The sequence below is a fragment of the Psychrobacter pygoscelis genome (genome assembly GCF_004335015.1).
GTDB lineage: Bacteria > Pseudomonadota > Gammaproteobacteria > Pseudomonadales > Moraxellaceae > Psychrobacter > Psychrobacter pygoscelis.
The window spans coordinates 174765-195569 of sequence record NZ_RQRU01000005.1 but is presented as its reverse complement, the minus strand read 5'-3'; the positions used below and the strand labels follow the sequence as shown (position 1 = coordinate 195569).

General features: G+C 46.9%; 13 protein-coding genes. 9 read left to right on the top strand and 4 right to left on the bottom strand.

Annotation, left to right across the window (positions count from 1 at the left end; translation table 11 throughout):
- Window positions 1–177 precede the first annotated feature (177 nt).
- Window positions 178–909: a BamJ family beta-barrel-assembly machinery protein gene (gene bamJ, locus EGV92_RS11585; RefSeq protein WP_131669438.1), complete on the top strand. Its 732-nt coding sequence runs from the start codon at window positions 178–180 to the stop codon at window positions 907–909.
- 117 nt (window positions 910–1026) lie between these two features.
- Here the strand turns inward: bamJ and argA are convergent, their stop codons facing one another.
- A complete protein-coding gene (argA, locus tag EGV92_RS11580; protein ID WP_131669466.1) occupies window positions 1027–2349 on the bottom strand; it encodes an amino-acid N-acetyltransferase in 1323 nt (440 codons plus the stop codon).
- Between the two features lie 628 nt (window positions 2350–2977).
- Here argA and EGV92_RS11575 point away from each other — a divergent pair.
- Window positions 2978–3604, top strand: a complete 627-nt coding sequence (locus EGV92_RS11575) for a hypothetical protein (protein ID WP_131669437.1) — start codon at window positions 2978–2980, stop codon at window positions 3602–3604.
- Window positions 3605–4008: 404 nt separating this feature from the next.
- Window positions 4009–5766: a choice-of-anchor I family protein gene (locus tag EGV92_RS11570; RefSeq protein WP_131669436.1), complete on the top strand. Its 1758-nt coding sequence runs from the start codon at window positions 4009–4011 to the stop codon at window positions 5764–5766.
- Window positions 5767–5875: 109 nt separating this feature from the next.
- Here the strand turns inward: EGV92_RS11570 and EGV92_RS11565 are convergent, their stop codons facing one another.
- Window positions 5876–6865, bottom strand: a complete 990-nt coding sequence (locus EGV92_RS11565) for a patatin-like phospholipase family protein (protein WP_131669435.1) — start codon at window positions 6863–6865, stop codon at window positions 5876–5878.
- A 375-nt stretch (window positions 6866–7240) separates the two neighbouring features.
- Here EGV92_RS11565 and recG point away from each other — a divergent pair, with 375 nt between their 5' ends.
- Window positions 7241–9529: an ATP-dependent DNA helicase RecG gene (gene recG / locus EGV92_RS11560; RefSeq protein ID WP_131669434.1), complete on the top strand. Its 2289-nt coding sequence runs from the start codon at window positions 7241–7243 to the stop codon at window positions 9527–9529.
- Window positions 9530–9740: 211 nt separating this feature from the next.
- Here the strand turns inward: recG and EGV92_RS11555 are convergent, their stop codons facing one another.
- Window positions 9741–10142, bottom strand: coding sequence for an FMN-binding negative transcriptional regulator (locus EGV92_RS11555; protein WP_131669433.1), 402 nt, complete (start codon window positions 10140–10142; stop codon window positions 9741–9743).
- 499 nt (window positions 10143–10641) lie between these two features.
- Between EGV92_RS11555 and EGV92_RS11550 the strand changes: the two genes are divergently transcribed.
- On the top strand, window positions 10642–12033 hold the full coding sequence (locus EGV92_RS11550) for an efflux RND transporter periplasmic adaptor subunit (protein ID WP_131669432.1): 1392 nt from the start codon (window positions 10642–10644) through the stop codon (window positions 12031–12033).
- A 4-nt stretch (window positions 12034–12037) separates the two neighbouring features.
- Entirely contained in the window at window positions 12038–15160 is a 3123-nt protein-coding gene (locus tag EGV92_RS11545; protein WP_131669431.1) for an efflux RND transporter permease subunit, read from the top strand.
- 166 nt (window positions 15161–15326) lie between these two features.
- Here EGV92_RS11545 and EGV92_RS11540 read toward each other — a convergent pair whose 3' ends face one another.
- A complete protein-coding gene (locus EGV92_RS11540) occupies window positions 15327–16460 on the bottom strand; it encodes a siderophore-interacting protein (protein ID WP_131669430.1) in 1134 nt (377 codons plus the stop codon).
- A 250-nt stretch (window positions 16461–16710) separates the two neighbouring features.
- Between EGV92_RS11540 and EGV92_RS11535 the strand changes: the two genes are divergently transcribed.
- The 3 genes from EGV92_RS11535 to fhuB are packed head-to-tail and all read left to right on the top strand — an operon-like array spanning window position 16711 to window position 20581.
- Entirely contained in the window at window positions 16711–17475 is a 765-nt protein-coding gene (locus EGV92_RS11535) for an ABC transporter ATP-binding protein (protein ID WP_131669429.1), read from the top strand.
- Entirely contained in the window at window positions 17472–18626 is a 1155-nt protein-coding gene (locus tag EGV92_RS11530; protein WP_131669428.1) for an ABC transporter substrate-binding protein, read from the top strand. Before EGV92_RS11535 ends, EGV92_RS11530 begins: the two co-directional genes overlap by 4 nt.
- Complete coding sequence (gene fhuB, locus EGV92_RS11525) at window positions 18623–20581, top strand: Fe(3+)-hydroxamate ABC transporter permease FhuB (RefSeq protein WP_242678710.1); 1959 nt, start codon at window positions 18623–18625, stop codon at window positions 20579–20581. The genes EGV92_RS11530 and fhuB overlap by 4 nt, the downstream gene beginning before the upstream one ends.
- Window positions 20582–20805 lie beyond the last annotated feature (224 nt).

The following is a 20805-nucleotide window of genomic DNA, read 5'->3' as shown; positions in this document are numbered from 1 at the left end:
CCGGATAGCTTTAGATTTGCTATGATTGCCCTCATGCTAATATCTGAATATAGAGTATTGGCAGTGGCAGATCACTAAACCAATAAGTTGCTAAATTAAGGTTGCAATGAGACCGTGAAAGCATCCAGTTAGCGCCATTGCCATTTTCATAATCCAATAAGATAAGTTGAGAGTCATATGAAATTTAATTCTACCCTCGTGTTAAGTGCATTAACCAGCTCGGTACTGCTGATTACTGGCTGTAGCACTAATAATAGTAATCAAAAGAGCGGCGCACAGGCCATCTCCGTAACTGAGCAAAGCTCAGATATCGAGAAGGTGGGTTATAGTCTCGGCTATATGATGGCTGAAGGCAATAAAGAGACCGTCAATGATCTGAATCTAGATACATTTGAGTTGGGCTTTCGTGATGGCTACGAAGGTAAAGAGTCCAAATTAACCGAAGAGCAGATGCAAAAAGTGCTGATGGACTACCAGCAGCAAAAAGAAAAAGAAATGCTAGAAGAGATGCAAACCAAGGCTGAAGAGAATAAAAAGACAGGTGAAGCTTATCTGGCTGAGAATGCCAAAAAAGAAGGGGTGAAAGTCACCGATTCTGGCCTTCAATATAAAGTAATCAAAGAAGGGACAGGCAAGTCACCTAAAGCCACCGATGTCGTCTCTGTCAATTACGAAGGTAAGCTTATCGACGGTACAGTATTTGATAGCTCTTATGAGCGCGGCGAACCTGTTGAATTCCCATTGAACCAAGTCATCGCTGGCTGGACCGAAGGTGTGCAATTGATGAAAGAGGGCGGCAAGTACGAATTTGTCATCCCATCTGAGCTTGCTTATGGCGAGACTGGTAACCAAGGTATCGAGCCAAACAGTACCTTGTTGTTCACTGTTGAGCTATTGGAAGTTAAATAGTCGCTTAGCTTGAGTTAATAATAGTTTAGCTTAACCAAAAAGCCCCCAACGGCTAGTCTGTTGGGGGCTTTTTGGTAAATAGTGCAATAAGTGTCAGTTAAAGCTGCATATGGTTAGTTATAACGTCTTTTGGAAGACCTTAGAGTTACGTCCGTTATGATACTGCTCACGGCGAGCGGCCGGAAGCTCGTCTGCAGAGACTTCAACAAAGCCCTGCTCAACGAACCAATGTGCAGTCCGGGTGGTCAGTACAAAGAGCTTATGTAGACCATGACTGCGGGCTTGTTGCTCTAAGAAGGCCAGCAGGTCAGCGCCACGGCTACCATTACGGTATTCCGGATGTACCGCAACACAAGCAACTTCAGCAGCGTCAGCATCGAGTTGATGAAGCGCGGCGCTTCCTAAAATCATGCCATCGCGTTCGATAACGCTATAATTGTCAATCTCTTGTTCAAGGCGCTCGCGGGTACGTTTTACTAAGATACCTTGCTCTTCGAGCGGGGTTAATAACTCAAGCAGCCCCACCACATCATCAATATTGGCACGGCGGATTTCTTCATAAGGGTCGTGGCTTACTAGCGTTCCTGAACCATCTCGAGTAAATAGTTCTTCCAGCAGTGCCCCGTCTTTGGCATAGGAAATAATATGTGTTCGGTGGACACCCTGACGGCAGGCCTCACTGGCACAGTGTAAGAAGTAATTAATCTCGATATTAATATCGCGGTCGCGCAAGAAGCGCGCAACTTCATTAGGAATCATCTGTGGTAGCAGACGATCGCCATCACTGATACCGGTCTCAGCGCCCAAGAATATTAATTTATCAGCATTTAAGGCGATAGCAGCGCTGAGCGCCACGTCTTCGGCGAGTAGATTAAAGACCTCACCAGTCGCTGAGTAGCCCATAGAGCCTAATATCACCATGTGATTATGCAGAAGGTTATTGTTGATAGCATCGACGTCGATGGCGCGTACTTCACCAGTCATTTGGTAATCTACCCCATCACGCACCCCATAAGGTCGTGCAGTGACGAAGTTGCCTGATACGGCATCAATTCGTGATCCATACATGGGTGAGTTGGCCAGTCCCATAGACAGCTGTGCTTCAATCTGTAGGCGAATCGCGCCGACAGCTTCTAAGATGTGCGGCATGGCCTCACGTGGGGTCACGCGAATATCATTATTCAGAGGGGTACTGATGGCAGCTTCTACTAAATTTTTGTCGATCTGTGGTCTGGCACCATGAACCAAAACCAGCTTGATACCCAGACTATGAAGCAAAGCAAAGTCATGGATTAAGTTGCTAAAGTTAGGGTGGTTTACCGCTTCGCCGCCGAACATAACGACAAAGGTCTTGCCGCGGTGAGTATTGATATACGGAGCAGAGTTTCGGAACCAATGAACGTATTCTGGGTTTATCTGTGGCATGGCGCTATTAGTCATCATCAACATCAATAAAGTAAAGTGAGGCTCAATCGCCAGTATAAGTGAGGCATCTCGCCGCTACTCAAGTCAGAAGGTTTATAACAAAGACTGAGCAAGCTTGGGTTGCACATCACATCAATAATGAGATTGAGCAAATTAGAAAATTAGGAACAGGCAGATACCAGTATTATCTAGCGAAAGGTAATCGATAAAAGCCCAATAGATATGAATTACCATAGCAAAAAACCGCTGTCTGGGCTATCTTTTTATTGACCACGAATCGATTTTTATATTGGGGCTAATTTAGGTAAGATATTTGCTAGTAGAAAATCGCTGACACATAACCTAAACACGCGACCTATATACGACTAATCGGTTTTTGCTATGCTAATGATAATCGCAGTTAGTCGGTTTTTTGATCGCTTAACTTACTTTTGGCTTATTAGGGTGATTGAGTCAGAATGGTATGAGCGAGAAAATTATAAGTGAGCTAAGCAGGTATCAGGCTTTAGGATAAGGGCTATAGGATTCAAGCGCTAGGCGTGCTGCTAATATTTAGTTATCCTAGCGCTTATCTATAGAACCAGCCGATATTGATTGGCTACAGGACTTCAACTCAAAGACGTTAATAGGAATAAATAACATCATGATGAAAACGAAACAATTTGCCAATCCATTTGCCGAGTGGTCAGGTCACCGTTTATTTCAAGTGGTCGCAGGTACCTTGATAGGAGCGATGGTAGTCACCTCAGCGTCTGCCATGCTCCCAACACCAGAGCCTGAGCTTGACGATCCAAGCTCCGTTGAAAATGCAGCCATTGCTCAGCAAAACACGGTCAATAACTCTGCGACCAATAATATAGCGACGGGATCAAGTGCTAAAGCCGTAACCAGTAAGATTACCGCGGCCTTAGTCAGCGTCGATGCCAATGGTCAAGAAACTTTAGTACCAGTAGATGCCAACACGCGGCTGCAGTCTGGTAATATCATCGAGTATCATGGCTATTTTACCAACACTAACCAAGATCGCGTGCGTAAAATGACCGTGACGATGACCATCCCTAAGCAGGTAGAGCTATTGGAAGTGCTAGCGCCTGAGTTTCCTTTTGCTAGTGTCGATGGCAATACCTTTGCACGTATGCCACTACAAGGTGTGGTAAATGGTCAGCGTCAAGAAATCCCACTTCAGTACTATAGTGCAGTGCGCTGGAATATCGAAGGTTTGGGTCTAAATGAGACGACTGCCGTCAAATACCGCGCTAAAGTAAAATAGCTTACTTCGAGAAGCAAAAAGTTAGTGACTAACATGCTGTAGCCGCTCTAAAAGTAAGCCTTTTTAAAAATAAGCTTTTTTGGAAAAAGTTATCGCGATTTACAGCAGAGCATGCAATCTAAAATAGGTTGCATGCTTTTTTTGTACCTGACATTAGCTCTAAGCAGGCTTCATTAAGTGCACTTCTAGACAAACGTGACTATGGAGGATATAGATAAGGATAAAAGAATAAGGCGTGAGCTAAGATAAGTAGCTGGTAGTTTTGATTTCATCTGGCTTTCACATTAATGGGTTATGGTGACCGCGTATTCGGACGATTCAGCAATCGATATTTAGGGTATTTTGCTCCGTATTATTAGAGTGAACTCCATCATATTTCATTCAAGCCTGCCAAGGATAAGCCCATGCCCAGCGTCAAGACTAGCCAGATAGCACTGATTAAAAACTCTGAAGCGCATCCAACCATGCGTAACCCCTTATTGGGCAAGCTGGTTAAAGCCACTATGCTCACTGTCCTTCCCGTGGTTATGATCGCCGGCCTCACCGCTTGTAATGAGGACAGCAGCAGTCCGCTGCCAGTCGCTGATAGCGAAGTGGCAACTCACTATAATCAGGTTACCTTTATCCCTGCTGGTAGCTATGTCCACGGTGGCTTTGATGAGTCGGCGGCAGAGATTATCGCCTTTCATCCTGAGACCAAGCACAGCTTTGTCGTCAATGCCCAAAACCAGAAAGTCGATGTGCTAGATGTGAAGGATGTGAACAATCTAGCCTTGCTTCAGTCATTAGATGTGTCAGACATTGGCAGTACCGTCAATAGCGTCGCGATTCATGGTGATATCGTAGCACTTGCGGTACAAGCCAATATCAAAACGGACAATGGCCATGTTGTCTTATTTGACGCTAAGACGCTAGAGCGAATCAGCAGTATCGAAGTGGGCGCTTTACCAGATATGGTGACCTTCACCCCGGACGGCAGCTACCTACTCGTCGCCAATGAAGGTGAGCCAGATGATGATTATCGTGTGGATGCAGAAGGCTCAATCAGCATTATTAATATGATGGATATTAACCGTCCTATCGTAAAGACAGCGACCTTCACCGAGTTTAATTCGCAGAAGCAATCGTTGATAAACGCAGGCGTGCGCATTTTTGGAAAAAAATCTGATGGGACGCCGAGTAGCGTAGCAGAGGATTTGGAGCCTGAATATATCGCGGTAGCAAAAGACGGCAAAACGGCCTATGTGAGCTTACAAGAGAATAATGCCATCGCTAAAATAGATATCGCTAGTGCCACGGTGACCGATATATTACCGCTTGGTGCAAAAGATCACTCAAAACCTAATAACGCGCTGGATGTCAGCAACAAAGACGGGTCGATTAACATCACCACTTGGCCTATCATGGGCATGTATATGCCGGATGCCATTGCCACTTATGCCGTGGGTGATAAAAACTATATCGTCACTGCCAATGAAGGCGATGCCCGCGAATGGGGCGACTTTAACGAAGAGATAAGCTTCGGTGATGTGCAAGTGGACCCTGCTGTCTTTTCTAAGGCCGCCTGTCATGACATGGACTGTGGCGATAAAAAGGCACTGGGTAAAATAGACTTCACCTCGGTCATGGGCGATAGCGATAATGATGGTATTTATGAGACGCTATATAGCTTTGGCACGCGCTCTTTTAGTATCTGGGACGCTGATGATATGAGCGCTCCTGTGTATGACAGCGGAAGTATCATGGCCAGATATATCGCTGATCACTATCCTGATAACTTTAATGCCAGTAACGATAAAAATGCGATGGACAATCGTAGTGATAATAAAGGCGTCGAGCCTGAAGGCGTTACTATCGGTCGAGTTGGCTCACAAACTATCGCCTTTATTGGACTTGAGCGCATCTCTAGTGTCATGGCTTTTGATGTGACCGACCCTAAAAATGTAACCTTGCTAGGTGAGATTAATACTCGAACCTTTGATGATAGCAAGCTTGCTGCGGCCAAAGCTGGAACTGCTGCGCCTAATGCCGATGGTGACCTAGGTCCTGAAGGTTTGGTGTTTATCACTGCAGAAGATTCGCCATCAGGAAAGCCATTACTAATGGTCGGCTTTGAAGTAAGTGGTACCTCAAGAGTGTTTGAATTAGACTTCGCTGAGTAACATTTGCTTCTAAGTCTTGCCTCTGAGCTTGATGGCGTATTCTAGACCTTCAGTTATGATCAATAACTGAGGGTTTTGCTTATACAAGTTACTAAAGTCTGAATATCAATTATAGGTTTGGATCTACGGTGGCTTTCGCGATAGCTTCTGCGACAGCAGGAAGGCTTTGTACCGTAGCAGACTCGCCAGCAGCAATAATATCTTTTCGCTGAGAAGTGTCTATGGTACTAAAGCTTGTCAGTGCAGGACGGATGACCACATCTGCACGATTGACTTCTGCTTGTCTCGCTGCAAGTCCGCCCCTGCCATATTTACCTTGTGTTGAGGTATTGGCGCGTGAATTATGGTCACCCGAGTTGTCAGTGCTGCGATTATTGCTATAGCTTTGTTCAATCAACGACCAGATATTACGCTTGCCTTGATTGACAGCCGTCTCTTTAGTGCGATTAGCTTCTGTAGAGAGGACATCGACGGCAATGACGATATCTGCGCCCAAGGCTCGAGCGGTATCGACAGGAACCAGACTACTGACCCCACCATCGATGTACTTTTTACCGACCTTTTCGGGAATACGAGGCGCGATGAAGATATTGGGAACGCTACAAGAAGCTTGGACAGCAAGGCCAGTATTACCCTGAGTAAAGACTGCTTTTTGTTTAGAGTGTTTTTCGGTCGCTACCGCTGCAAAGCGAATGGGCAATGCTTCAATCGGGCGCTCACCAACCTGCCTATTGACAAAGTTTTTAAGCTTAACACCTTCGATAATACCTTGATGAGCGAGGGTGAAGTCTGTTAGTTCACTATCGGCGGTGGTCAAAGCAAGACGCTCAAGCTGATCAGCGCTCATGCCGCTAGCGTATAAGCTACCCACGAAGCTACCGACACTACTGCCAACAATAAGATCAGGATGGATGCCACTGGCTTCTAGCGTCTTGAGAACGCCCACATGAGCGAATCCTTTGGCGCCGCCACCGCCCAATACCACAGCAATAACGGGTTTAGTAGGTTTGGCTGGAAGCGCAGTAGCCTTCTGCATTGAGGTAGTCGTACAGGACGAGGTCATCAACAGTAGCGCAGCACTTAACCCTACTTTGGTCATAGCTAGGCTTTGGGAAGCTATGATTCTATTAAATGGACGACCTAATAACCTTATTACCATAGTGCTTGCCTGTTGATTGCCTGTACTTATTCAAGTCTTTTAAGATCAGTATAAGTTATAAAACGGTCTATTTTTATTGTTGGTTCTCAGTGGGGTTAATTTTACCAAAATTTTGCAATAGCGTAATATAACTTAACGATTATCAGGATAAATTGTTCTTAAAGCAATGAAAATAAATGGCTGTAGAATAAAAAAAGTGTAACGATTGGTATGCTATCAGTCATCCAGCGGCTGAGCGGTATCTATAAAGTTATTTCACCAAAATGGGAAACCTATGGTTTAATAAACTATTATTAATATTGAGTGTAACCTGTTATGTCTGCCTCTTCTGTTACTTCCCAAGCTTTTAGCTCACCTGCGCTACCGACTGCAGCGGTAGACTTGCCAGTGAGTGCGCTGGCAGGAGTGGGTGTCAAGGTAGAAGGACAGCTAGATCAGCTTGGCATTAAGCGAATCTTTGACTTGTTGCTACATCTGCCCCGTGACTATGAAGACAGAGGCCGGCTAGTGGCTATGCGCGACCTAGAACACGGGCAATCCGCGTTAGTGGAAGGTCAGGTCGTGCACGTCGATAACAAGCGCAGCGGTATGACCGTCATTGTCGAGGATGATAGTGGCCGGATTTCACTACGGTTTTTTAAGGTTTACAGCAGTCTTATTCAGACCATGGCTCTAGGTATGCGGCTGCGACTGTTCGGTGAAGTCAAAGTTACGCGCTACGGGGTGCAGATGCACCACCCTGAATATAGCGTGGTAACGATTGGAGCACCGCTAGATAACACGGGTCTTCAGCCCATCTATCCGACGGTTAAAGGATTGCATCAAAATAAGCTGCGGACGCTGGTAAAGCTGGCGCTGCAGACCGTTCGCCAACAAGGTATGCCGCTTAGTGTATTTACTGAAGCTGATTGGCAATCGGTATCAGGGTTTCGGGCGGCGCCGCTGACCCAAGATAGTCTTGAGAGCGTGACTCAAGGTAGCGATATGTTTGCCACCCTAGCCAATGCTTTTGGCAAACTGCCCGCACCAAAAAATCTGTCCGGTGTAGAGAAGCAAACCCAAGCTAGTGTATTTGGCCTTAGCTTATTTGAAGCTTTGACCCTGATTCATACGCCGCCTATACACACCAATATCGCTCAACAAACCCAGCGGCTTTTACAGCTCAAAGATCGTAGCCATCCAGCCTGTCAACGACTGATCATCGAAGAGTTGACCGCGCATCAGCTCAGCATGCTCTATCGTCGCCAGCAGCTACATCAGCATAAGGCGCCCAAATGCGATGACAGCAGTCCGCTGGCCATCAGACTGTTAAATAACCTGCCGTTTGAGCTGACAGTGGCGCAGCAGCGGGTCGTTGAAGAGATAACGGGTGATATGGCGACTTCAATTCCGATGCTTCGATTGGTTCAAGGGGATGTGGGCGCGGGAAAAACCTTAGTGGCGGCTCTGGCTGCTTGCTATGCGTTAGATAGTGGTTGGCAAGTGGCGGTCATGGCACCGACCGAGATTTTGGCCGAGCAGCATTTGCTCAATTTCAAAGGCTGGTTTGAAGCTTTAGGTATCGGTGTTGGCTGGCTGGCGGGTAAACAAACAGCCAAGCAGCGCCGTGAAGCGCTTACCGACGTCGCAGACAATGAGGTACAGATTGTGGTCGGTACGCATGCCTTGTTTCAAGATAAGGTACAGTTTGCCAAGCTAGGTCTTGTCATTATCGATGAGCAGCACCGCTTCGGAGTTGAGCAGCGCATGGCCCTAACCAATAAAGGTGTGGCTGGTAGCACCCCACATCAGCTGATTATGACAGCGACGCCTATTCCGCGGACGCTGGCGATGAGTGCTTATGGTGATATGGACACGTCTATTATCGATGAGCTGCCGCCTGGCCGCACGCCGATTACCACTGTTACTATCGATAGAAGTCGCCGTGATGAGGTTATTGCTCGAATTGCTGCAAACTGTGCTCAAGGCAAGCAAGCCTATTGGGTATGCCCCCTAGTCGAGGAGTCGAGTGTCCTAGATGCGCAAGCAGCGGAAGCCACCTATGCTGATTTAGATGAGCGTCTGGATATTCGCATTGGCTTGGTACATGGCAAGATGAAAGCGGCTGAAAAGCAAGCGGTGATGACAGCCTTTAAAGAGGCTGAGCTGGATTTGCTCGTAGCGACGACCGTCATTGAAGTCGGTGTCGATGTGCCCAATGCCTCACTTATGGTGATTGAAAATGCAGAGCGCTTAGGGTTGTCGCAGTTGCATCAGCTACGCGGACGGGTAGGACGAGGCTCTACGAAAAGCTTCTGCGTACTGCTGTATCAGACGCCGCTGTCTGAGGTGGGGATTGAGCGCTTAAACGTCTTGCGCGATAGCAGTGACGGCTTTGTAATTGCGCAAAAAGACTTGCAGCTGCGCGGTCCTGGGGAGCTGCTCGGTAAACGGCAGACAGGTAATGTCGGCTACTATGTGTCTGACCTTGCACGCGATGAAAATCTACTAATGATTGCTCGCAGCTTGGCTAAGCGCTTGATTGGTGATGACAGCCGTAAGCAAGACGTGGGTCTGCTCATTGAGCGTTGGATGCCTGATGCAACGCGCTATACGAATGTATAAAAACCCGATTTCCTCAGCTACCGTATTTAGTCCTTTAAGCCCTGCAATCACACCTGCCTTATTTTCCGCCGATTTATTTTGGCTTAATTGAAACTGCGCTTGAGTATCGGTAGTGTCCGATTATCGCTCGGCATATTGCTTCAATATATCTTGCTGGGGCATCATTAATTGACCGTGGAGTAGGCTGGACTGCCTCATAAGCTATCGTTAATTACGTCAGAATTTCAATTAATTCCTCTTGCTTGGTGAATAGACTTACTTTACCTGCCACATGAATACTGCGATAGTTGCGCGAGGGGACTTCTTTAGGGGTAATAGTCTTACTTGGGTAGCAATTAGGGACAATATAATGACCTGAGTCCTGAAAAATGATTAACCAGTCCGGCTTAAGGTCAGCGATATTATTCAATGAATTTATCTTGGCAATGTGCCCAAGTAGATAACCTAAGTTTGCATCAGCGTCGCTACTGCTCTTTTGCCAGTACATCGGAATATGACAAGCTTCCATACCGTCATCTGTCTGAGTAATGACAGTCGCCTGCGAGTGGCTGGCGCTAACCTGCTTTATCGTAGCAAAGTCGTTTACTTTAAAGTCCTTAGGATGATCAACCAATGACCTCCTAGATAATCAAGCTTGATAAAAGCTATTAAACTTATTGGCGCTTTTTGACAGTAGTAAAATATCAGCTGGTTTAGGGTAGCTTGATTAAGTGGTTAATGCTCAATGCGTCTGCCCGAGCGGTCAATATAAAAGTAACCATTGCCGGTAAAGACTGACTGTAAAAATGGCCGCACCGGCATTGTTAAAAATTCTATTGGTTTGATTATGTTACAACGGTAAGCGCGTAAATCGAAGGTTGTAACAGGGCTTAGGGGCAGCATTATGACAATGGGATCATTGGTGATAGAGTATTGGTATTGACCCAAAGTTATAATTAAGTCATTGCTATAATAAAACTAACAAAAGATGCCTTTGCTTCTTTATTAAGTTAACACTTTACATCCTGCATGAGCATTACTATAGCAATTGAAGTATAATTTTTAGCATTTACGAATGTTTGCTTTTATTCATTTCACTAAAGTTACCTTACGCAGCCATTTGCGAGAATACCATGAGTCAAGAGTCCAATACGCCCAAACCCGATGGTCAATCATCAAGTGCTGAAGATAAGGCACTAGTAGATAGTGGTCAGTGGTCTAAAAAGTCGATACCCACACCTCCGTCTGCTGTAGCGCCGCCGTCTTATAAGAAGACTGCCAGTCAGACTCAGCGCTGGAAGTGGCTGCTGCCCTTAATATTATTGACGCTTGGCATTGGACTATTAGCAGGGAAGTTTTGGGGAGAGCAGCAAGCGGCCAAAAGCGTAGAAAGCACACAAAGTACTAGTACAGAGCCAACGACGAATACCGAAGCGTTAGCGGGGGCGACACAAGATGCTAGTGAGGCAGCGCCGCCGCAAAAGCCTGTATTGACGGTAGAGATTATTACTCCGCAGCAGAGCGTGGTTGAGAATGCATTGAGTGCTGATGGTACTATCGCGCCAAAAGATGTCGCAACGGTATTTGGCAAGGTCAACGGGGTGACGATTGAACGTGTATTGGTGAACGAGGGCGACCGAGTTAAGCAAGGTCAAGTGTTGGCAGTGTTTGACACAGATGCCATGCAGCAGCAACGCTCGCAAGCCCAAGCTGACTTAGCAGAAGCTGCGACGCGACTAGAGCTGGCAAAAGCAGACGCCGAGCGTGTCATACCTTTGCTTGAGATTGATGCCGTCAGTCAACAAGAAGTGGATCGTTATGTCGCCACGGCCAATCAAGCCGCGGCGTCAGTAGAAGCGGCCAAAGCTCGACTTAATAATCAAACGCTGAGCCTTAATAATGCTCAAGTCATCGCCCCTGTCAGCGGTATCATTAGTGAAAAGAGTGCCAATGTAGGCAGTATGCCTGGTCAAGCGCCATTATTTACCATTATTGAAAACGGTACGCTTGAGTGGCAAGCCCAAGTCGATCCTAACAAGCTGGGCGAGATTAATGTCGGCACCCCAGTCAAAGTAAGCCTACCGAATGACAAAAGTGTGATGGGACAAGTCAGCCGTATCGCTCCAACAGCGGAGAAGGGTAGTCGTCAAGTTAGTGTCTTCGCTACGCTAGCTGACAGTCCATTGACCCGAGCTGGCATGTATCAGCGTGGTACCTTTATGCTTGGCCAAGAGGGTAAGCAAGTGCTACCTGTTAGTGCTATCGTCACTGAGGATGGTTATGATTACGTCATGTTAGTCAACCGTGATCAAGATGCTAATGGCAATACTATCTATCGTATCAAAAAAGAAAAAGTCAGCTTAGGTGAGCGCCGAGGTGATCAAGTGGTGGTGAGCAAGCCGCTGCCTAACAATGTGGCCGTTGTGCGCCAAGGTGGTAGCTTCTTAAGTGATGGCGATATCGTCCGTGTGGCTGATCTTGAGTCCGCTGAAAATGGTGCAGAAGCCAAACCGCAAGCAGGATAATACTATGAGCTTAAACGTCTCGGCCTACTCGATAAGGAACCCACTGGTCGCTATATTGCTGTTTGTGCTACTCACGATGGGCGGCATTTTTGGCTTTAAGCAAATGAAAGTGCAGCAATTCCCTGATATTGATTTTCCCGCAGTTATAGTGACGGTTACTTTGCCTGGTGCAGCGCCAAGCCAGCTTGAGAATGATGTCGCCAAAAAAATAGAAAACAAAATCGCCAGTATCGAAGGCGTGAAACACATGCACACTACCTTGCAAACCGGTGCTGCGACGGTAGGGACTGAGTTCGTCCTCGAAAAAGACATTCAAGAAGCCGTCGATGACGTACGCTCTGCTATCGGGGAGGTGCGTGGAGATCTACCGGCAGCCGCCAATGATCCTATTATTTCTAAAGTAACGAGCGCAGGACTGCCCGTTGTAACCTATTCAGTCGCAGCGGAAGGTATGAGCGTTGAGGACTTATCTTGGTTCGTTGACGATACGATAAATAAGCGCCTATCAGATATTATAGGTGTGAGTAGTATTAGTCGAGTTGGGGGTCTAGAGAGACAAATCACTGTCGCTGTAGATCCTCCTAGCTTAAATGCGCTGCAATTACCAATCAGCCAGCTATCTGAGCAGATTACTGGCATTCAACAAGATACTTCAGGCGGTGAAGCAGAGGTCGGTAGCAGCAAGCAGACCATTCGTATCTTAGGCGCTGTGCAAAACGCGCGCGAGCTGAATGACTTGCAGATTGCAGTACCGACTGGTGGCACGCAAAGCCTTGGTAGTATGGCGACCATTACTGATGGTGCCGCTGATCCAGATTCTATCGCCTTGCTCGATGGTCAGACAGTGGTGGCGTTTAACGTCAGCCGCGCGCGCGGTGCTAGCGAAGTGGATGTCGTCAAAAAAGTAGACGCTGAGCTGGCAAAGATGCAAAAGGAGCTGCCGGGCTTTACCATTAATAAGGTCTATGACCGTGCTACCCCTATTGAAGAGGACTATCATGCTTCGCTAAGAATGCTGATAGAGGGTGGTATCTTAGCGGTCATTGTGGTGTTCTTATTCTTACGCAATGTCCGCGCGACGGTCGTCGCTGCTGTCGCATTACCTCTGTCAGTGATTCCTACTTTTTTGGCCATGTATGTGTTTGGTTTTAGCTTAAATATTATCAGCTTACTGGCACTGTCTCTAGTGATTGGCGTCCTCGTCGATGACGCAATTGTTGAGATTGAAAATATCATGCGCCACCTGCGAATGGGCAAGTCGCCGTATGATGCAGCGATGGAAGCTGCTGACGAGATTGGCTTAGCAGTAGTGGCCACGACCTTTACTTTGATTGCGGTTTTTTTACCGACTGCCTTTATGAGTGGGGTGGTGGGCCAGTTTTTTCAGCAGTTTGGTTGGACAGCAGCCATTGCAATTTTTGCCTCCCTCCTTGTTGCGCGTCTTATCACGCCGATGATGGCAGCTTATATTCTAAAACCTGAAAAAGACCACGGTAAAAAAGACAGCTGGCTGATGCAAACTTACCTAGACTGTGTCAGCTGGACGATTCGGTATCGCTGGATCACCTTAGGGGTGACGCTAGTGTTGTTTGTAGGCTCATTAAGTCTGGTGAAGCTATTACCGACCACCTTTATTCCAGACAATGATGTCGATCAGACTCGTGTCGGTATTGAACTGACCCCAGATGCCAGCCTAGCAGACACAGCGCGAATTAGTGAGATGGCACGACAACGTGTGATGCAGGTTGATGGTGTTCGAAGCGTCCTTAGTGCTATTGGTGATCCTCAGGCTGCCAGTCTAGACTCCCGAGATCGAAGCGGCGGCGCTCAGAATGCCGCCAGTCTAGATATAGTGCTCGAACCTCGAGCAGAGCGAGCATTTAAGACAGATATCGAGCGTCAGATTGCTGACGTGCTGACCACTGTGCCTAGTGCTAGATTTGAGGTGGGGTTGTCTAGCGGCGGTGATACGGGGTATAGCTTTGCCTTGACCAGTACCAACCCCCATTTATTAGAGCAGACCGCACAGCACGTGATGGCAGATATTCGCGCGTTACCGATGGCAGGAGATGTCACTAGTAATCGTAGCTTACCGCGCCAAGAGCTGTCAGTGATTCCGAATCGACTAGCGATGGCGGATCAAGGCGTCACCACTCAGGGCATCGCGGATACGCTACGCGTGGCGACCATCGGTGACTATGAACAGCGACTGTCTAAACTTAATCTTGATACTAGACAGATTCCTATCGTCGTTCGCTTGCCTGATGAAGCTAAAGACAATGTTAGCCAGCTGGGAGATTTATTTGTTCCCAGTAGCCGAGTTGATGGTAGCGGAGTTCGCGTAGCAGAGGTGGCAGATCTGAACTTTGGAACAGGGCCATCAGAGGTGCTGAGATTCGATCGTGAGCGCTCGATTAATATCTCTGTCCAAGCTGCTAGTGGTGAGCTTGGAGAGCTGATCCAAGCGGTGAAAAACACCCCTTCTTTACAGCAATTACCCGATTCTATCTCAGTTATTGATCAAGGTCAGGCAGAGAGTATGGCCGAATTGTTTAGCGGCTTTATCATTGCTATGTCGGTGGGTATCGTCTGTATTTTTGGCGTCCTTATTTTGCTATTTGGCAAAGTCTTGCAGCCCTTCACTATCTTAATGGCCTTACCGCTATCCATCGGTGGCGCTTTTGTTGGGTTGGTCGTGACGAATAGTAGCCTGTCTATGCCCTCGATGATTGGCTTCATCATGCTAATGGGCATCGCCACTAAGAACTCGATTTTGCTCGTTGACTATGCCATCCTTGCCCAGCGAGATCGTGGACTACCGCGCTTTGAGGCTTTACTTGATGCCTGTCACAAGCGGGCGCAGCCTATCATTATGACGACTGTGGCTATGGGGGCTGGTATGCTGCCCCTCGTATTTGGTTGGGGCGACGCTGATCCTACTTTTCGGCAACCTATGGCAGCAGCGGTATTAGGCGGCCTAGTAACCTCAACTTTCTTAAGCCTAATTGTTATTCCTACGGTCTATACTTTTATGGATGATGTGTCTAACTGGTTTGGCAAATGGATCAGGCCGCAAAAAGAGGAGTTTAATGAGATGGTTACAGATACGGATAGTCAAAAGATATAAGCATTGCCTACTGTAAATAGCCGTCTTTGATAATAAGGTCTCAATAGTATTAGCGGACAGGAATGGTCATATGAAAGAGTATCAATGGTAAAGTTACCAAATCTGTAAAAACCCGATCTAACTACCAGTTAGGTCGGGTTTTTTTAGTTCGCTATAAGTTAGTAGTTTATTGACGCCGCCAATACACTTTGAGAACCATATCTTGCCTAGTCAAGCCCAATTCAGCTTTAAGACGTTTTCGCAGTGCCTTGGCATCAGCAGCTTCTAAGGCGCCCCAAACTCTGTCGATAGTCAATGCTGCTAGGTCTGGATCTTCGGCTAGGCGCTCACTGATATGCGCGGTCAGATCCATATCAGGCGAGTTTAAAATGGGAATAATAATCGCGCGTTGGCGGATATCCATCTGACGCATGGCCTCTTGCAATTCAAGGTTTTCCAGATACTTGCTGTCCTCGGCATCATTAGTAATGGCAAAGACTATTGGTGCAATGGGATTTTGCCAGACTTCAAGCAGCCGTGCGACCGTTGGTAATGAAGTCTCATCTGCAATAAGTAAGCATTGACCATTACTAAGATGCTCTATCTTCTCTGGATAGTCGCGCAGACTGGTGATTTTATCCCCACTCTGTAAGCTCCTTGCCCAGTTGCCTCCTGGCGTATCCCCATGTAGATAGACATCTATCCAAGCACTTATTTCGCCTTGATGTTGGCTGGTATTGCTCTGAGCATCTGGACTATTTTGACCTTCTTCATGTTGCCACGCGCGGCGTAGAGTGTAGTAGCACTGCTTGCGAGTAGACTCAGTGTCAGCAGCTGCAAGTTGTTCAGTCGCTGAAGCTGGAGAGGTAAGATCAAATAGATAAGCATAACCAGGATGTGATAGTGGCGTTGCGGGCGGCGCTGTAACGACTAATCGCAGCATATTAGGCGTCACAAGATAGCTGTCTTTAACGGTAAACTCTTGATTTTGTAGCTTTATGGTCTTTTTACCCAGTTTTTTGGCTGCTTTTTGCATCAGCGCGATATATTGCGCTTTTAGGTCTTCTGCAATAAGGATGGGCTGATCAAATTTGACGAATCGGCATTGATCTGTAGACAGGTCTTCATTCGGTATCGTTAATTCGACTCCTTCAACAAAAACCTCCTTTATGTTCACAGGGGTTGTGGCTTCGATTGCTAAGTCGGTAAAAGCCTCAGCAAACATGGCGAGCTCATCTTGATGCTCTTCATTCACATGGCTAATAAATTTGTATTTCTCAGGATAAGAGAGAGGGGTTTTGTGCTCAGAGGAGTGGCTCATGATGGTGGATTGTCCTAATTACTACGTAAAAATTATAGTCGTCAATTTAACTCAAATGATTATTATTATCAAACCTTCATATTATATATTATTGACTACTATTATTAGTGAATTAACATTGGTTAAAAAGTCGTAACGAAGTAGAAGTTTAGATTTATTAAAGTTAAATTTTACCGTCGTTCTATAAATTAATGATAATCATTTTTATTAGTGTTATATTTAATATAAATTTCTTTTAAGTCTATTATCTATGCTGTCGATCAACCAATTGTCTCTTAGCCGTCAAGGCAATACATTACTGGATAACCTGTCTTTGCAAATAGAGACAGGCAAGCTCTATGCGTTAATCGGTCATAATGGATCGGGGAAGTCTACCTTAATTAAGGCACTATCAGGAGAGATGGAGCCTAGCAAAGGGTCGGTCATGTTGGATGATCAGCCCATCCATAAGTTGCCAGCTAAGGTACTGGCTCGAGATGTGGCCTATCTGCCGCAAAGACTGCCAGATGCTGCTGCTTTTACAGTGGAAGAATTAGTGATGCTGGGGCGCTATCCGCATCAAAAGTGGTTGCAAAAACCTAGCGAGCAAGACCATAGGGAAGTCGAGCGTGCTATGGCGCTCACACAAACGCAGCGCTTTAGCGATCGTACAGTAGCTACTCTTTCTGGCGGAGAGCGTGCTCGAGTGTGGCTGGCGATGTGTTTAGCGCAGCAGACTCGCTATTTGCTCCTTGATGAGCCACTGGCAGCACTGGATGTGGTGTATCAGGTTGAGGTTATTAAATTGATCCGCCAGCTGGTAGATGAATACGATCTTGGCGTAGTGATTATTCTACATGACATCAATCTAGCTGCGCAGTTTTGTGATGAGTTTATCGCCCTTAAGCAAGGCAAGTTATGCCATATTGGTGATGTTGAGAGCACCATGTGTCATGAAATATTGCAACAAATCTTCGGTATTCATCTGCACCTTTTAACCCATCCAAGCGATGGGCATAAGGTGGCAGTTGTATGATTCAGCAGTTCAGCCGCAGTATAAATGGCCTTTTAATAGCGGCTGGGCTAGCTTCTTTATTAGCTTGTTCAGCCAGCTCATCCTCTAAAGAGTCAACCAGCAGCGCTGATTTATCTATTCAGTCCTTATCTAATCCAAACAAAAACAAAAACCTTCCCAGCGCTAATTCAGCGTCAGCCTCTAATTTGTCAACTACTGTCCTTACACCTGACTGGGGCGTTGCCGCTACATTGACGGCAATGGGTTATCCACCAGTGGCCACAGGCGATATTCGGGTTTACTCGCAGTGGGTGGACGATCCAAAGCTACCTGACAGGGTGGTTGATTTAGGCATTCGTTATCAGCCCAATGCCGAATTGATCGCCCAGATGGATGTTGACTTAGTCATTGATAACTTCTTTTATGAGCATATCAGGCCTATGTATGGCGATACACCAGCGGTATCTGTTACTTTTATGAGTGATGGAGATGCTCAATGGGAAGACTTTGCTAAGCCTACTCGTCAGTTGGGTGAGCTTATCGGTCAGCCGCAAGCTGCCGAGCAATATTTATTGCATGTGCAATCACAGCTTAAGGCCGCTGGCGAGACAATGGCAACCCGTCATCCATACCTTAGTAAAGTCGCTGTTGTGCAGTTTGCCGATGTCAACAATTTACGCATGTACTCTCATAATAGCTTATTCGAAGTGGCATTAAATAACATGGGGTTACAGTTAGTAGCTTTAGAGGACGGTAATACTTGGGGCTTTACGCCAATTCATCTAGGAGATCTGGCTAAGCTAGATGCCGATACTTGCTTGATCGTTATAGAGCCTGTGAGTCCAATGCTACAAGCGGAGTTGAACGATAATTTAGTTTGGCAGCGTTTAGGGTTCGGTACATCACGGTGTATGGCCGTGGTAGCGCCTACTTGGATTTACGGTGGCTCCTCCTCGCTAGTGACGTTTGCCAATCGGCTGCAAACGGCCAAGTTCGTTGGTATAAACAACCCTAATGCTGAGCTTACTTCTAAGGCTTTGAATTCCTCTAACACTTCGCATGGCGATAATAAAAAAATAAAAGCAAACGTTAATAAAGCTACTCTATCAGCAGGGCAGCGACATAATTGGACCTATGCTTCAGAGCAAGACAATCAAGAGGGCCAGTTGTGAGTAAGAAGATAGTAGTGCTACTGGTCATGCTTATATTAGCTTTGGTGAGCAGTTATGCGGTAGTCACACAGTTGTGGCACTGGCCTATTAGCAAATTGTGGCAAGCATCAACCCAGCTGCCTATTGAGATGATGGCTATTCAGCTGCAGATCGTACCGACCATGTGGATCGCTATTGTGGCTGGGGGGCTGCTGGGTGTGGTCAGTGTGCTGCTACAGCAACTGGTCAAAAACAGCTTGGCATCGGATACCACACTTGGAGTAGGTAGCGGTGCACAGATAGCGTTATTAATCGTCACCTTGTTTTTCCCCAGCTTTGGTATCTATGGTAGCTTTTGGGTAGCGTTCGTGGGCGCACTGCTGAGTATGGGGTTGGTATTTGCCCTTGCTGCGCCAAGCCGTATGAATCCCTTGGTACTCGTGCTTGGCGGTTTAGTGGTCAATATTTTATTAGCAGCCATGGCGGGCTTGCTACTGATTTTCTTTTCCGAAAAAGCGTTAGGGGTTATGACGTGGGGGGCAGGCTCGCTTCTTCAAAGTAGCTGGCAAAGCTCGCAGCAATTAACTTTAGCCGCTGCGCTGCTGGGTCTTGGTATTTTACCGCTGCTCAAGCCGTTAACTTTGATGAGTCTAGATGACCGTCAAGCCAGTAGTATGGGTGTGCCTGTCGCTACTATTCGCATTATTGTTGTGGTTATGGTGGCCTTAGCGACTGCTTTAGTGGTTAGTCGCCTTGGTATGCTCAGCTTTATTGGTTTGGGGGCGGCAACCTTAGTCAATGTGCTCAATATCTCTAAGCTCAGCCATCGCCTCTTATCAGGGTTTTCACTTGGTGCCTTGCTACTTTGGATCACCAGCAATGTCGTCACCTTGATCGAACAGTCGGTGAGTATTCCTGTTCCTGCTGGTGCAATGACAGGCGTCTTGGGCGCGCCGCTTATTATTTGGCTAATTATGCGCCAGCGGCGTCAGCACAATGAGTCAGTAACGCCAATGCTAGTCGCAAAGCGCCGACGCGTTGCTTGGCAAGGAATTGCAGCAGGTTTGATAGTATTAGTGGTAGCAGCGGTACTGATTGCACCGACACTGTCAGGCTGGCAGGTCATGCTCGATAGCCGAATCCTCACTGAGTTTCGTCTCCCAAGGACGCTCAGTGCAGCCGCTACAGGGGTTATGTTGGCTACGGCAGGGGTGCTTCTTCAGACACTAACTCGTAATCCGATGGCCAGTCCCGAGGTGTTAGGGATTAGCTCTGGCGCTGCGCTTGGTGTGCTCCTCGCCTTTATTTTGTTACCAGCCATTGGTATCTCCATGGGGATGGGGACTATGGTACTGGCTGGCGGCGCTGGTGCGGTGCTCGTGCTGCTATTAATATTATGGCTAGCTCGACGACTAGACCCTGCGTATTTGCTACTGGTCGGTATTGCTGTAGCCGCACTTATGAGTGGTATTCTTAATATTATCAAGCTGACTGGTGATCCACGTCTCCAAGCGATGCTCAGCTGGCTATCAGGAACTACTTATAGCGCCAGACCAGAGACAGCTTGGTGGCTGATGAGCTGCGCTGTCGTATTGTTTGTCGCTAGCATGCTGCTAATCAAGCCGTTGCGACTGCTTGGCCTTGGCGAGACTGTGGCACGTAGTTTAGGAGTTACCGTTAAGCTTACTGAGCTTATGATCTTAGTCGTAGTGGCTGGATTAAGCGCGGCGAGTACCTTGGCGGTGGGACCGCTTAGTTTTGTGGGTCTTATGATTCCGCATCTGGCCACATCCTTAGGCGCAGTTCAGCTTGAGCGGCAACTACCATTAGCGGCGCTACTAGGGGCTGGACTTATGATTATCGCCGATTGGATTGGTCGCTATATCATATTCCCTTATGAGATTCCTGCCGGCACCATTGCCGCTGTCATTGGCGGTGCGTATTTCTTATATTTAATGCGCCGTATTCGTGCATAACTGCGTAGTCAACCTCTGCGCAGTCAACCTAGGATGATGGGTATTATGGTAACGGCGGCACTACTGAAAATAATGATTCGCTGATCAACAAGGATAAGATGATTCAGTGATGTTAGGTGCTATAGTCGCCCCACAATAAAACTGTTACGGTGTCATCCTCACTAGCCATACTACTGTATAGCCTGCACTCGGATTCCTTATACCAATATTATTATGGATTGACT

Coding starts and splice junctions, on each gene's coding strand:
- EGV92_RS11565 (WP_131669435.1), bottom strand. CDS start 6,865: ATGACCAAAGTAGGGTTAAGTGCTGCGCTACTGTTGATGACCTCGTCC.
- EGV92_RS11570 (WP_131669436.1), top strand. CDS start 4,009: ATGCCCAGCGTCAAGACTAGCCAGATAGCACTGATTAAAAACTCTGAA.
- EGV92_RS11575 (WP_131669437.1), top strand. CDS start 2,978: ATGATGAAAACGAAACAATTTGCCAATCCATTTGCCGAGTGGTCAGGT.
- EGV92_RS11535 (WP_131669429.1), top strand. CDS start 16,711: ATGCTGTCGATCAACCAATTGTCTCTTAGCCGTCAAGGCAATACATTA.
- recG (WP_131669434.1), top strand. CDS start 7,241: ATGTCTGCCTCTTCTGTTACTTCCCAAGCTTTTAGCTCACCTGCGCTA.
- EGV92_RS11540 (WP_131669430.1), bottom strand. CDS start 16,460: ATGAGCCACTCCTCTGAGCACAAAACCCCTCTCTCTTATCCTGAGAAA.
- bamJ (WP_131669438.1), top strand. CDS start 178: ATGAAATTTAATTCTACCCTCGTGTTAAGTGCATTAACCAGCTCGGTA.
- EGV92_RS11530 (WP_131669428.1), top strand. CDS start 17,472: ATGATTCAGCAGTTCAGCCGCAGTATAAATGGCCTTTTAATAGCGGCT.
- argA (WP_131669466.1), bottom strand. CDS start 2,349: ATGACTAATAGCGCCATGCCACAGATAAACCCAGAATACGTTCATTGG.
- EGV92_RS11545 (WP_131669431.1), top strand. CDS start 12,038: ATGAGCTTAAACGTCTCGGCCTACTCGATAAGGAACCCACTGGTCGCT.
- EGV92_RS11550 (WP_131669432.1), top strand. CDS start 10,642: ATGAGTCAAGAGTCCAATACGCCCAAACCCGATGGTCAATCATCAAGT.